12 protein-coding genes are annotated in these 13023 nt (G+C 70.4%); 4 read left to right on the plus strand and 8 right to left on the minus strand.

What is annotated here, in order from left to right:
- The first annotated feature begins 568 nt into the window (after positions 1–568).
- The 3 genes from ABZ851_RS09410 to ABZ851_RS09420 all read left to right on the plus strand — a co-directional run bounded on the left by ABZ851_RS09410 (position 569) and on the right by ABZ851_RS09420 (position 4664).
- Positions 569–1891, plus strand: a complete 1323-nt coding sequence (locus tag ABZ851_RS09410; RefSeq protein ID WP_361124347.1) for a PhoH family protein — start codon at positions 569–571, stop codon at positions 1889–1891.
- 405 nt (positions 1892–2296) lie between these two features.
- Positions 2297–2998, plus strand: a complete 702-nt coding sequence (locus ABZ851_RS09415) for a transglycosylase SLT domain-containing protein (protein ID WP_361124349.1) — start codon at positions 2297–2299, stop codon at positions 2996–2998.
- Positions 2999–3125: 127 nt separating this feature from the next.
- Positions 3126–4664, plus strand: coding sequence for an AI-2E family transporter (locus tag ABZ851_RS09420; RefSeq protein ID WP_361124351.1), 1539 nt, complete (start codon positions 3126–3128; stop codon positions 4662–4664).
- A 189-nt stretch (positions 4665–4853) separates the two neighbouring features.
- Here the strand turns inward: ABZ851_RS09420 and ABZ851_RS09425 are convergent, their stop codons facing one another.
- Entirely contained in the window at positions 4854–5387 is a 534-nt protein-coding gene (locus ABZ851_RS09425) for an alkyl hydroperoxide reductase (protein WP_088799700.1), read from the minus strand.
- 32 nt (positions 5388–5419) lie between these two features.
- Positions 5420–5974, minus strand: coding sequence for a peroxiredoxin (locus ABZ851_RS09430; protein ID WP_042148025.1), 555 nt, complete (start codon positions 5972–5974; stop codon positions 5420–5422).
- A gap of 132 nt (positions 5975–6106) precedes the next feature.
- On the opposite strand from ABZ851_RS09430, the gene ABZ851_RS09435 reads away from it, so the two are divergent.
- Positions 6107–7066, plus strand: coding sequence for a LysR substrate-binding domain-containing protein (locus tag ABZ851_RS09435; RefSeq protein WP_361124354.1), 960 nt, complete (start codon positions 6107–6109; stop codon positions 7064–7066).
- Positions 7067–7069: 3 nt separating this feature from the next.
- On the opposite strand, the gene ABZ851_RS09440 is transcribed toward ABZ851_RS09435, so the two are convergent.
- The 6 genes from ABZ851_RS09440 to ABZ851_RS09465 all read right to left on the minus strand — a co-directional run bounded on the left by ABZ851_RS09440 (position 7070) and on the right by ABZ851_RS09465 (position 12925).
- Complete coding sequence (locus ABZ851_RS09440; RefSeq protein WP_361124356.1) at positions 7070–7684, minus strand: Uma2 family endonuclease; 615 nt, start codon at positions 7682–7684, stop codon at positions 7070–7072.
- A gap of 164 nt (positions 7685–7848) precedes the next feature.
- Complete coding sequence (locus tag ABZ851_RS09445; protein ID WP_361124358.1) at positions 7849–8448, minus strand: dihydrofolate reductase family protein; 600 nt, start codon at positions 8446–8448, stop codon at positions 7849–7851.
- 246 nt (positions 8449–8694) lie between these two features.
- The gene (locus ABZ851_RS09450; protein WP_361124927.1) at positions 8695–10995 is read right to left on the minus strand and encodes an FtsX-like permease family protein; all 2301 of its coding nucleotides are present in this window, start codon (positions 10993–10995) and stop codon (positions 8695–8697) included.
- Positions 10996–11177: 182 nt separating this feature from the next.
- Positions 11178–11894: an ABC transporter ATP-binding protein gene (locus tag ABZ851_RS09455; protein WP_361124360.1), complete on the minus strand. Its 717-nt coding sequence runs from the start codon at positions 11892–11894 to the stop codon at positions 11178–11180.
- The gene (locus ABZ851_RS09460) at positions 11891–12415 is read right to left on the minus strand and encodes a PadR family transcriptional regulator (RefSeq protein WP_361124362.1); all 525 of its coding nucleotides are present in this window, start codon (positions 12413–12415) and stop codon (positions 11891–11893) included. The genes ABZ851_RS09455 and ABZ851_RS09460 overlap by 4 nt, the downstream gene beginning before the upstream one ends.
- 117 nt (positions 12416–12532) lie before the next feature.
- On the minus strand, positions 12533–12925 hold the full coding sequence (locus ABZ851_RS09465; protein WP_361124364.1) for a hypothetical protein: 393 nt from the start codon (positions 12923–12925) through the stop codon (positions 12533–12535).
- Positions 12926–13023 lie beyond the last annotated feature (98 nt).

Consider the following 13023-nt stretch of genomic DNA (forward strand, 5'->3'; position numbering starts at 1 on the left):
CCCGGGGCGTCCGGGTACGCTCCGCCGCGTTCCGCCAGGCGGGTTACTCACGCCCCGTAAGCCCGATTCACCCCTGAAGTTCCCGATGCCCCTTCCGTTACGGGGCGTCACCAGGCCCCGTCGGCTCCATGTGCCGCTGACGGGGCCTCTTCTGACACACCTTCCCCTCGGGTACCACCTTGGCGACGTCGCCGCCCGGCGATCAGGCGTTACCCAAGGTTCATCGCCCGTGCGTCATATGCCGTGGCATGGCTACGCAGGTTCGAGGGAATATCCCTTCCAGGTCGGCGTCAGGAACAAGCCATCGGGCGCCGCATCTCAGCGGACGGCATGGGGTCGTCCGCCCGGGAGGCCCTTTGCACATCACGGAGGTCCGTGCGTACCGCGCGGTCGACGCGGAGGGCCGGCGTTCGGCCCGCGCATTGTGGTCCGAGCCCGGTCCGGTCACCAGATGGCCGGGGGTCCCGGAGACGCTGCCCAGCGACTGCTGGACAGGCGGCGCCCCCGGGAGTACACCGCCCCGCGACGCCGTCGCACCCCAACCTCATCCGAGGGGGTTCGTCCACCCGTGGTGAACATCAAGCAGCGCCGTGAGCACGACCGGCGCACTTATGTCCTCGACACCAGTGTGCTGCTTGCGGATCCAGGCGCCATGGCCCGCTTCGACGAGCACGAGGTCGTGCTGCCGGTCGTGGTGGTCACGGAACTGGAGGCCAAAAGGCACCACCCCGAGCTCGGCTACTTCGCCCGGCAGGCACTGCGCCTGCTGGACGAGTACCGGGTGCAGTTCGGGCGGCTGGACTCGCCCATCCCCATCGGGGATCTCGGCGGGTCGCTCCGGGTCGAGCTGAACCACTCCGACCCCGGAATACTGCCCGCGGGCTTCCGGCTCGGCGACAACGACTCGCGGATCCTCGCCGTGGCGCGCAATCTGCAGGCCGAGGGGTACGACGTCACGGTCGTCTCCAAGGACCTGCCGCTGCGCATCAAGGCGTCCTCGGTCGGGCTGCTGGCCGAGGAGTACCGCGCCGAGCTGGCGATCACCGATTCCGGCTGGACGGGGATGGCCGAGCTGACCGTCTCCGCCGAGCAGATCGACGACCTCTTCGCGGCCGAGACCGCTCACGTACCGGAGGTCTCCGAACTTCCGGTGCATACCGGACTCGTCCTGCAGTCCGACCGCGGCAAGGCACTCGGCCGGGTCACCGCGGAGGGCGCGGTCCGGCTGGTGCGCGGCGACCGGGAGGCGTTCGGGATCCACGGCCGCAGCGCCGAGCAGCGGATCGCCCTGGATCTGCTGCTCGACCAGGAGGTCGGCATCGTCTCGATGGGCGGCCGGGCCGGTACCGGCAAGTCGGCGCTGGCGCTGTGCGCGGGCCTGGAGGCCGTATTGGAGCGCCGGCAGCACCGCAAGGTGATGGTGTTCCGCCCGCTGTACGCCGTCGGCGGGCAGGAGCTGGGCTATCTGCCGGGCAGCGAGGCGGAGAAGATGAGCCCCTGGGCCCAGGCCGTCTTCGACACGCTGTCCGCGGTGACCAGCAAGGACGTCATCGAAGAGGTGGTGGGGCGCGGCATGTTGGAGGTGCTGCCGCTGACCCATATCCGCGGGCGTTCGCTGCATGACGCATTCGTCATCGTGGACGAGGCGCAGTCGCTGGAGCGGAACGTCCTTTTGACGGTTCTGTCCCGTATCGGCGCCAACTCCCGCGTCGTGCTGACGCATGATGTCGCGCAGCGTGACAACCTCCGGGTCGGGCGGTACGACGGCGTGGTCGCCGTCGTCGAGAAGCTGAAGGGGCATCCGCTGTTCGCCCACGTCACGCTGAACCGCTCGGAGCGTTCGCCGATCGCCGCCCTGGTGACCGAATTGCTGGAGGACGGCCGGATCTGACCGGTTGTGAACACAGCGCCGCCCGGCAAAGCGAAGGAGCTTAGCCGGGCGGCGCAGTGCTGCGAGTGGATATCCGAAAATCGTTTGCCGTAAACGGGGTGTGAGCTTTCACACCCAGCGGGGAATTGCTTCCCGGCGTCCCGGTCGGGCAGAGTCTGGGTCCTGTCAGGCCCCGCATACGGCATCAAGCACCCCCAGCGGTGTGTAGAACCAACGAACTTCATAGCGATGCGCCGTATGCCGCCCGAGCACCACGCGGACCCCGAGGGGGACGTACCGGGCCAGTGCCTCCCGTGACCAGTCGGACCCTCCGCTCAACAGGGCCCGGAACAAGGGGAGGCCAGCGTCAGGGGCACGATTGCGCCCGCGAGGTCACCTATGCGGGCGATGCTGGAAGGAAAACGTGTGAGCCGGATCTCGGTCCGGGGATTCGCCGTGGCATCCGCCACCGCGGTCACCACCGTCGGCGCCGTGGTCGGCGTCGCTGCAGGCAACGAGCCCGCCTCGGTCGGCAACACCGAGGCCACCGCTGCCGACGCGACGATCGCCGACATCCCCGCGGGCGCACAGGCCCAGGTGCAGACGGCTTCCCTGACGCAGCAGGCGGACGACCAGTCCACCCAGGCCGACACGGCAGCGCTGAAGTCCGCTCAGGAGTCGGCCCGCAAGGCTGCCGCTGAGACCGCGCAGAGCAAGAAGGACGCGGCGGACGAGGCGAAGGCCAAGAAGGAAGCCGACGCACGCAAGGAGAAGCTGGCAGCGTCCCGCTCCTCCGCGCGCGGCGACCTGGGCGACCTCCTCGGCAAGGCCTCGTACTCCATCGCCGAGACGCAGTCCATCGCGCGGCAGATGATGGCCGGCGACCAGTTCCAGTGCTTCAGCCACATCGTGGACCACGAGTCCGGCTGGAACTACAAGGCCACCAACGCCGGCTCGGGCGCCTACGGCCTCGTCCAGGCGCTGCCCGGCTCCAAGATGTCCTCCGCGGGCTCCGACTGGCAGACCAACCCGGCCACCCAGATCAAGTGGGGGCTGAACTACATGAACGACCGCTACGGCAGCCCCTGTGGTGCCTGGTCGTTCTGGCAGGCCAACAGCTGGTACTAGGCCCGCCGGCAGTACCACCGCACTTCCGAAACCCCCGAACGCGGCAGCGTCGGGGGTTTCGTGCGTCCGGCACAGGTAACGTCGTGCCCGTCAGGTTGTGGCGCGTGGGAGGGGAAGAGGAAGGCACATGTCCAGACTGCCTCAGTGGGTCGGTGGCCTCGGCGCCGGTCTGACCCGGCTCTCGCAGCGGATGGAGGATCAGCGCCGCCGTGCGGAAGCCGCGGCGGGGGTCTCCCCTGGCGGGAGTTTTCCGGACTCCTCGGTGGAGGCCGGCGACTCGGAAGAGCTGAGGCGTGCCGGTCATGCGGATGCCCCCGCGGCCGGCGGTCCGGCAGACGGCGCAACGCCGCACGGCGGTGCGCCGGCCACGCTCACGGTTCCCCGCACCCAGCTGCCGGAAGCGACGGACGGGGTGCCGCACCCCGCGACGGAGCTCGCCGCGCCGCCCCCCGATGCCGTCCCGCCGGAGAACGTCCCTCCGCCGCCGTCCTACGCCCCGGCCGTCGCGGCCCGCCCCGATCCGGTCGACGCGGTGCCGTGGGGCGTACGGGTCGCCGCCGAGGCAGGCTGGCGGCTGCTGGTGCTGGCGGCCACGCTGTGGGTCCTCGCACGCGTCATCACCACCATCGAACTGGTGGTGCTCGCCTTCATCGCGGCGACGTTGATCACGGCGCTGCTGCAGCCCACCGTGGGCTGGCTGCGCCGGCGCGGGCTGCCGCGCGGGCCGGCCACCGCGCTGACCTTCATCGGCGGGTTCGTCGTCATGGGCCTGGTCGGCTGGTTTGTGGTCTGGCAGGTCCAGGACAACATCGACTCGGTCTCCAGCCGTATCCAGGAGGGCATCACCGAGCTCAAGGGCTGGCTGCTGAAGAGCCCGTTCCATGTGACCGAGTCTCAGATCACCCAGATCGCCAACAACCTGCAGGACGCGGTCGGCGCCAACACCGAGGCCATCACCTCGGCCGGCCTGGAGGGCGTCACCGTCGTCCTCGAAGTGCTCACCGGCATCCTGCTGGCGATGTTCACCACGCTCTTCCTGCTCTACGACGGCCGGCGGATCTGGAACTGGGTGCTCAAGCTGGTCCCGAGCGCGGCCCGCGAGGGCGTGGCGGGCGCCGGGCCGCGGGCCTGGCGGACGCTGACCGCCTATGTGCGCGGCACGGTGGTCGTCGCCCTGATCGACGCCATCTTCATCGGAATCGGCCTCTACTTCCTCAATGTGCCACTGGCCGTGCCGCTCGCCGTCTTCATCTTCCTGTTCGCCTTCATCCCGCTGGTCGGCGCGGTGGTCTCGGGCGCGCTGGCATGTGTCATCGCCCTGGTCGCCAACGGGGTGTTCACGGCGCTGATGGTGCTGGCGGTGGTGCTGGCCGTCCAGCAGATCGAGGGGCACGTCCTGCAGCCGTTCATCCTGGGCCGGGCGGTCCGGGTCCATCCGCTCGCGGTGATCCTGTCGGTCGCCGCGGGCGGCCTGATCGCGGGCATCGGCGGTGCGGTGGTCGCGGTGCCGCTGGTCGCGGTCACCAACACGGTGGTCGGCTACCTGCGTTCGTACTCCAGGGAACAGGCGGTACGGATGGCGGTGGCCCCGCGCGGCGCCACCGCGATCTCGGTGGCGCCGACCCCGCCCCCGGTGCGGGCCAGACCCGAGGGGCCGGGGGCGTAGGACGCGGCTTCCGGATCGCCCGGACCGGGCCGGGCGATCCGTTTGATCCGGTAGCCCCGGAAGACACCTCCCGGCCGCGCCCGGCACCGGACGCAGCCGCGGCTTCCCGTCGGCGCCCGGCACGGACGCACAGAACCCCGCAGACGCCAGGTCTGCGGGGTTCTGTGTGTGGGCGTGCGCGCGGCGGAATTACTCGGCGAGCGCGGCCTCGGCGTCGAGGGTGGCGCCGACGGCCTGCAGGACGGACGCGATCTTGACGGCCTCCTGGATCGTCTCGCGGTCCACACCGGCCTTGCGGAGCACCTGCTCGTGCGAGTCCAGGCACATACCGCAGCCGTTGATGGCCGAGACGGCCAGCGACCACAGCTCGAAGTCGACCTTGTCCACGCCCGGGTTGCCGATGACGTTCATCCGCAGACCGGCGCGCAGGGTGCCGTACTCCGGGTCCGACAGCAGGTGCCGGGTCCGGTAGAAGACGTTGTTCATCGCCATGATGGCGGCGGCCGACTTCGCGGCGCTGTAGGCCTCGGCGGAGAGGTTGGCCTTCGCCTCCGGCTCCAGCTCGCGCAGCACCTTCGGCGAGCGCGAAGCGATCGCGCAGGCCAGCACGGTGCCCCACAGCTGCTGCTGCGGGAGGTCGCTGTTGCCGATGACCGAGCCGAGGTTGAGCTTGAGGTCCTTGGCGTAGTCCGGTACCGCGGACTTCAGTTCGTCGAGAGCCATGTCAGATCTGCCTCCAGTTCGCTAGCTGCGGTTCACTCGCCCGAGAGCAGCGCGACCGGGTCGAGGGTGTCGTCGCCCTTGGACCAGTTGCAGGGGCACAGCTCGTCGGTCTGCAGGGCGTCGAGGACCCGCAGGACCTCCTTGGGGTTACGGCCGACGGAACCGGCGGTCACCATGGTGAACTGGATCTCGTTGTTCTGGTCGACGATGAAGACGGCGCGCTGCGCGAAGCCGTCCTCGCCCTCGATGCCCAGGTCGCGCATGAGCTCGTGCTTGGAGTCGGCGAGCATCGGGAAGGGCAGGTCGGTCAGGTCCGGGTGGTCCTTGCGCCAGGCGTGGTGCACGAACTCGGAGTCGCCGGAGAAGCCGAGGACCTGGGCGTCACGGTCGGCGAACTCGTCGTTCAGCTTGCCGAAGGCGGCGATCTCGGTCGGGCACACGAAGGTGAAGTCCTTGGGCCACGCAAAGACGATCTTCCACTTGCCCTCGTAGGTCTTGTGGTTGATCTGCTCGAACTCCTGGCCCTTTTCCAGCGAAACGCAGGCGGTCAGGTCGAACTCGGGGAACTTGTCACCGACAGTGAGCACTTACTCTCCTTGTTGCGCAGAAAGTCCCTTTTGAGGACTTTCCGTGAGGCTTGGACGGGTTACACACTGCCACAGCAGGCATTGATCAGGGAAATAGCTAGACTGGTTAATGTTGATCGGAGGTGGTTATCAGTGGCTTCACCGGCGAGTCAGGGGGGCAGACCCCGCCAGCCGAGCCTGGCCCAGCTGCGGGCGTTCGTGGCGGTGGCCGAGCATCTGCATTTCCGCGAGGCGGCGGCCGAGATCGGTATGAGCCAGCCCGCGCTGTCCGGGTCGGTCTCCGCACTGGAGGAGACCCTGGGAGTGCAACTGCTGGAGCGTACGACGCGCAAGGTGCTGCTGTCGCCCGCGGGGGAACGGGTGGCCGCGCGGGCCAGGACGGTCCTGGAGGCCGTCGGCGATCTGATGGAGGAGGCGGAGGCGGCCCGCGCGCCGTTCACGGGCGTGCTGCGGCTCGGCGTCATCCCGACCGTCGCCCCGTATCTGCTGCCGGCCGTCCTGCGGCTGGTCCATGAGACCTATCCCGACCTGGACCTCCAGGTACACGAGGAGCAGACCGCCTCCCTCCTGGACGGCCTGTCCCACGGACGCCTCGACCTGCTCCTGCTCGCCGTGCCGCTCGGTGTTCCCCAGGTCACCGAACTCCCCCTCTTCGAAGAGGACTTCGTCCTGGTCGCACCCAAGGACCACTGGCTCGGCGGCCGCGGCGACATCCCGCGCCAGGCCCTCCAGGAACTGGACCTGCTGCTGCTCGACGAGGGCCACTGCCTGCGGGACCAGGCCCTGGACATCTGCCGGGAAGCCGGCCGGGACGAGAACACCCCCGTCACCACCAGCGCCGCGGGCCTGTCCACCCTGGTCCAACTGGTCGCCGGCGGCCTCGGCGTGACCCTGCTGCCCCGCACCGCGCTCCGCGTCGAGACCGGCCGCAACGACCAGCTCACCACCGGCTACTTCGCCGACCCGGCGCCCGCCCGGACCATCGCCCTCGCCATGCGGACGGGCGCCGCCCGCCAGAGCGAGTTCGAGGAGTTCGCGGTGGCGCTGCGGGGGGCGTTGCGGGGGTTGCCGGTGCGGATGGCCGGGGGGTGAGGGTCAGGCTTCTTCCCGGCCGGCCTTGAGCAGCGCCTCGGCGTCGAGCTTGACTTCGGCGCCGATGGAGGCGGGAAGGGTGACCTGCTCGCCGGGGGCGTGGACGCGGTGGCTGTCGTAGCCGTTCTCGCCCGCATCGGTCAGTACATGAATGCGGTTGTGCTTGCGATCGATGATCACGTAGACGGGAATCCTGGCATTGGCGTAGGCGACGACCTTTGCCTTGAGATCGTTGTTGTAGTTGCTCGACGTGACCTCGAGGACGAGGCGGAAGACCGCGGGGTCGTAGCAGTTGTTCGCGGTCTTGTGGTCATCGATGTCGGCGTCGACCAGGCACAGATCAGGGATGGCGTAATCCTCGGGGCCGTCCGGGAGCCAGACGCCGATCCCCTGGAATACCTCCGATTCCTCGCCGTCGTCCAGACCTGCCGCGGCCAGGGGGGCAGCGATCTTCTTCAGCGCCCGCTCGTGAGGAACGTTCGGCGGTGGGGTCACGACGATGACGCCTCCGATGATCTCGACGCGGTGGCCCGGGTTCTGCTCCATGAGCCTGTTCGCCACGGCGAGCTGCGTCAGCGGCCCGTCCTGGTGCGGTGGCTCGACGGGTGCTGCAGACATCAGAAGCCTCCCGTTGGCTGGTGTCGAGGTCATCATCGTAGGCAGGGGCGCCTGCGTACGTCTCGTATGACCACGTCCATCCTTTCGTGGACCGCCCGCCTGGGGCCTGCGGCGCCACCAGGACGGCGCGTCGGGGGCGCCCTCCCTCCAGGTACCCCGCCCCCTCAGACCGTTCCGCCCCGCTCATACGTCAGGAAGGCCGCGCCGCTCTGGAGGACCGTGTGTTCGGTCAGTTCCCAGGTGCGGGGGGTGAAGGGGGTGGTGGGGGAGAAGAGGGGGAGGCCGGTGCCGAGGGTGAGGGGGCTGAGTTTGACGATCAACTGGTCGATCTCCGGGTAGAGCGCGCCGGCCAGTTCGCTGCCGCCCAGCAGCCAGATGTCCTTGCCGTCGGCGGACTTCAGCTCGCGGGCCTTTTCCACCGGGTCGGTGGCGACCAGTTCCACCGCCGGATCGGGGCTCTCTTTCATGGTCCGGGAGAAGACCAGGTGGCGCAGGTGGGGGTAGGCGTCGGTGAGGCCGGCCCGGAGGCCGGTCTCGTAGGTGCGCCGGCCCTCCAGGACGGTGTCGAAGCGCGTGCCCTCGCCGGTGATGCCGAGGGCCGACCGGGCCTGGACGGGCAGGACCTCGGGGAGTTCGGCGGCCAGGTGCTTGAGGTAGTCGTCGGCGATCGGCCAGAAGCCGTCCGGGCCGGTGGGGTCCGCACCGTCCGGGCCGGCGAGGAAGCCGTCGAGGGTGGCGGCGATGCAATAGACGAGCCGGCGCATAAAGGGTCCCCCTGGGGCAGTTGGCGGGCACTGCTGCGTGCGGAATGATCTCGCAGATTCACTCCGCACGCAGCCCATCCGGGCGCATCAGGCGCCACAGCGAGGGCCACCGGGCCGGCCGTCCGTACGGACCCAGCCCTCGCGGCCACCGGTGACGGCGAACCGGGCGCCCATGGCGAGCTCGGTGCCCCAGCGGCGGACCGTCACGCGCCGGGGCCGGACGGGAGTCACCGGGCAGTGCCGCGCTCACTCCGTCCGCAGGCCGTCGGGGCGCATCATCCGCCACAGCGGTGGCAGGCTCAGCAGCGTCACCAAGAAGATCATGCCGCCGCCGGCCACGGTGATGCCCGCCACCACCGGCCAGTCGACCGTCACCGGGCTGTCGATCGTCGTCAGCAGCAGCGTCCCCAGCGCCAGCCCGCAGCCCAGCGCCAGGACCAGTCCGAGCAGTACGGGGAGGGCGGTCTGCCACAGCACCGACCAGCCCAGGGTGGCGCGGCGGGTGCCGTACGCGTGGAGGGTGGACAGCAGCCGGCGGCGCTCGTGGAGCTGTTCGACGGTGGAGATGACCAGGCCCGAGCCGATCAGCAGCAGGGTGAGGACGGCACCGGCGAACAGGCCCTTGCGGACGCCGGTGTACTGCGCGTCATGCGGATTGTCGACGGCGGAGGACTCGTTCATCGTCGGATCGATACGGGCCACGGTGTTGCGGATGTACTCCACGGCGTCCGGGGTGCCGCGATCGAAGTCGACCTTGAACTCCACGGTGGGTCGGCCGAGCCGGCCGGTGTCGAGGGCGGAGGGGGTGGCCAGCAGGTCGTACGAGAAGTGGTCGGGGCCGCGTGTGCGGTCGAGGAGCCGGACCTCGCGGGCCGCCGCGGGGACCGTCCAGGGGTGCGGGGGCCGCGGACCTTCGAAGGCGTACGAGGGATTGAGGTTGACCGTCGTCCCGGCCGCGAGCGCGGCGTCCCGGCCGGTGGCGTCGGTGAGGAACACCTCGCCGTCCCGGCAGGAGCCCAGGCGGGCCAGTCTGCGCAGCTCGGCGCAGCTGCCGACGGCGAGCGTCGAGAGCGGTGCACCGGACGCGGGACGCCCGACGGCCGGCAGCCGGGCGAGGTTCGCGTCGATCGTGCCGCGGACCGCCGTCACCCCGTGTGTGGCGCGCAGCGCGCCGAGCGCCCGCTGGGTCTGCGGCCAGTCCTTGGCGTCGGCCCACAGGCTGATCCGCGGGAGCTTGCCGGACTCCGCGTACGCCTGGGCGTAGCCGGCCTGCATACCCGTCATGAGCATATGGATCGCGATGGCGCCGGCCACCGCGATGGTGATGCCGCTGACCGCTCGGGTGGCCGAGCTGCTGCTCAACTGCAGGCGGCGGACCGCGAGTTGCCAGGCGACCGGACCGCCGCGCAGCCGGCCGACCACCGCGTCCACCAGCCAGGGCAGCAGGACGGTGACGCCGAGCAGCAGCAGCATCGCGCCGGCCGCGAGCCGGAGGGCGTTGAACGGGGTGTCGCGCCACGGCTGCGCCCGGGCCAGCGGCACCAGCAGCGCGATGCCCACGGCGGGCAGCGCCACCCGCCACCACAGCCGGCGGCGCAGCGCGGGGCGGTTGCGGACGATGCCCAGCGGCTCGACGGTGACGCCGCGCTGGGCGAACAGCGTCACCACGACCGCCGCCGCCGGCACGAGTACGGCGATCAGCGCGATGGCGAGCGGGGCGGGCGCCACGTCCGAGGGGAAGACGTTGACGCCCCACAGCGTGATCACCGAAGCGCACTGCCGGCCGGCCAGGAACAGCGCGCCGCCGCCCGCCAGCCCCAGCAGCGAACCGAACAGCGCCTCACCGGAGGAGATCCGGCGGGTCGTCCGGACATCGGCGCCGACCAGCCGGAGCGCGGCCAGCCGGCGCTCCCGCCGCTCGTTGCCGAACCGTATGGACGTGCCGAGGAAGGCCAGCACCGGCAGCATCAGCGTCACGCACGTCATGACCACGAGCACCACGACGGGTGCCCGCATCCGAGGCGGGTCCCAGTTCTTGCCGAAGTGGTCGACGCGGTAGCCGTCGGGCGCGGCGAGCGTGGCGCTCTGCGCGACGTAGGTGAGCTCGCACGGGCCGAGCAGACCCGCGTCGCCGATCACGCCGGCCACGTCGTAGGGCAGCCGGTCGCGCAGCAGCGCACCTTCGGGGGAGTCCAGCAGTTCCTTGAGCGCCGGGGAGACCAGCATCCGTCCGGGGCCGGGGAGATGACCGATGCCGGGCGGCAGGGGCGGATGCGCGCCGTCCGGGCGTAGCAGGCGGCCGCGGATCGGCGCACCGCGGAAGGTGGTGTCGGCCGAGGTGTAGAGGACGGTGCGGTCGGAGCGCGGGGGATTGTGCACCTGGCCCAGGTTCTCGCGGGCCTTCTCCCGGCCGTGCCAGGCATCCAGCAGGGGCGGTACGGACGAGCACAGCAGCAGGACGGCCACGCCCAGGCCGACGCCGAGCCCGGTCAGCGCCGTACGGATCCAGCCCTCGCGGCCGCCGCCGGCTGCGAACCGCATCCCCATCGCGAGGTCACGGGCCCAGGTGGCGGGGCCGGTGCGGGGGGTGGCGGACGGGCCCCGGGGGGCGGGCGGTTCGGGTGTGCTGCCGTCACCCCGGCCGCTGCCCCGGCCGCCGCCGTCACCCCGGTCGCTGCCCCGGCCGCTGTCGCTGCCGGCGCCACTGCCGGTGGACGAGCGCAGCAGGCTCATATCAAGCCCGCCGGCATGTCCTTCGCTTTGCCGTCCCGGACCACGACCTCCCGGTCGGAGTAGGCGGCGACCCGGGCCTCGTGGGTGACCAGGACGACCGCGGCGTGGGTCTCCCGGGCGGCGTCGGTCAGCAGGGTCAGGACGCGTTCGCCGTTGAGGGAGTCCAGGGCGCCGGTGGGCTCGTCGGCGAAGATGACCCGCGGGCGGGTGGCAAGGGCGCGGGCGACCGCGATCCGCTGGCCCTGACCGCCGGATATCTCGCCGGGCCGTTGGCCGTGCACCTTCTCGACCTCCAGCCGCTCCAGCCACTCGCGGGCCTGCCGTTCGGCCTCCATGCGCTTGGTGCCGTTCAGTCGCAAGGGCAGCGCGACATTCTCCAACGCGGTCAACTCCGGTACCAGCTGGCCGAATTGGAAGACGAAGCCGAAGTCGGTACGGCGCAGGGCGCTGCGCCGGGCGTCGCTCAGCGCGTTCAGGGTGTGCGGGCCGTAGCGGACGGTGCCGGAGTCCGGGCTGATGATCCCGCCCAGGCAGTGCAGCAGGGTCGATTTGCCGGAGCCCGACGGGCCCATGACGGCGACGACCTCACCCGGGTGGAGGGAGAACTCCACGCCGTCCAGCGCCGGTGTGGCCCCGTAGGTCTTGTACAGCCCCTCCGCCGCGAGCAGGGGGCACCTCCCGGCGGAGCTGGGGGAGGATCCCTCCGGTGTCATGCACGGACCGCTTCGGCCAGCTTGTCGAGCCGGGCGGCGGTCAGCTCCAGCCAGCGCAGATCGGCTTCGAGGTGGAACAGCGCGTGGTCGCAGATCAGCTGGTCGGCGAGGTCGCCGGTGCGCTTGCGCTCGGTCAGTCCGCGCATCAGCCGCAGATGCTCGGCGCGCTGGGAGTCCAGCAGTTCGGCGGCGTTGCGGCCGGTCATCAGGGCCAGGACGACCTTGGTGTAGAGCGTCGACTGGAGGTACGGCTCGGGCTTCTCCGGGTGGGCCAGCCACTGGGCGACATCGGTGATCCCGGCGTCCGTGATCGCATACCGCTTGCGTTCCGGACCCGCCCCGGCCTCCACGGCGTCCACCTCGACCAGGCCGTTCTTCAGCAGCCGGGACATCGTGGAGTAGACCTGCCCGTAGTGCAGCGGGCGGTCCTGCCCGAAGTGCTCGTCGAAGGTCCGCTTGAGGTCGTAGCCATGGCGGGGGCCGGACTCCAGGAGGCCCAGCAGCGTATGACCGATTGACATGCCGACCAGTATCACCGGTGTATACGCGGTTTGTATAGCGGACCGTGAAGCACCCCGGGCGGGCCGTTGTGACGTGTTGCTCCGCCTTCGGCCGATGGAGAACACGTCACGTTCGGCTCAGGCTTCGGTCTCCTTGACGGTGCCGCAGGTGTCCCACCTGATGCCGCCGGCCGGCGTGCCCTGCCAGTCCGCGAGACACACGCGAAGCGCCACCGCCCCGTTCTCGTGGAGGTCCAGGTCTACGTGCCGTGTGGTGCCCTTGCCGGTGCGGTTCCAGTAGTAGCTCTGGCTGCCCTGCTCGACGATCGCGACCACCGAGTGCCCATCGGACGCGTCATCGGTGATGTACAAGTTATCGCCGTAGGTCTTGAACGTGGCATGTCCGGCGGCCGTGCCCATATCGAAGGCGTAGCCGGTGACGTCGGGTCCGCTCGCATAGGCGCTGGTGCTCGTCAGAGCAAATCCTAAGGCTATGGTGCCGACTGCCAGAGTCTTTCCGATGATGCGCATTACGCGGTCTCTCCTTCAGTTCTGTATTTGCACATTTCTCGGTGGCGCGCCTCGGCGAGGCAGGCCACTGCGGGTCTTCTTCGTGTCGCTGACGACGG

It is taken from the genome of Streptomyces sp. NPDC047049 (assembly GCF_040643995.1).
GTDB lineage: Bacteria > Actinomycetota > Actinomycetes > Streptomycetales > Streptomycetaceae > Streptomyces > Streptomyces mooreae.

Excerpts from the sequence above, each read along its gene's own strand:
- ABZ851_RS09420 (WP_361124351.1), top strand. The coding sequence starts at position 3,126 with ATGTCCAGACTGCCTCAGTGGGTCGGTGGCCTCGGCGCCGGTCTGACC.
- ABZ851_RS09425 (WP_088799700.1), bottom strand. The coding sequence starts at position 5,387 with ATGGCTCTCGACGAACTGAAGTCCGCGGTACCGGACTACGCCAAGGAC.
- ABZ851_RS09440 (WP_361124356.1), bottom strand. The coding sequence starts at position 7,684 with ATGTCTGCAGCACCCGTCGAGCCACCGCACCAGGACGGGCCGCTGACG.
- ABZ851_RS09445 (WP_361124358.1), bottom strand. The coding sequence starts at position 8,448 with ATGCGCCGGCTCGTCTATTGCATCGCCGCCACCCTCGACGGCTTCCTC.
- ABZ851_RS09450 (WP_361124927.1), bottom strand. The coding sequence starts at position 10,995 with ATGGGGATGCGGTTCGCAGCCGGCGGCGGCCGCGAGGGCTGGATCCGT.
- ABZ851_RS09455 (WP_361124360.1), bottom strand. The coding sequence starts at position 11,894 with ATGACACCGGAGGGATCCTCCCCCAGCTCCGCCGGGAGGTGCCCCCTG.
- ABZ851_RS09460 (WP_361124362.1), bottom strand. The coding sequence starts at position 12,415 with ATGTCAATCGGTCATACGCTGCTGGGCCTCCTGGAGTCCGGCCCCCGC.
- ABZ851_RS09465 (WP_361124364.1), bottom strand. The coding sequence starts at position 12,925 with ATGCGCATCATCGGAAAGACTCTGGCAGTCGGCACCATAGCCTTAGGA.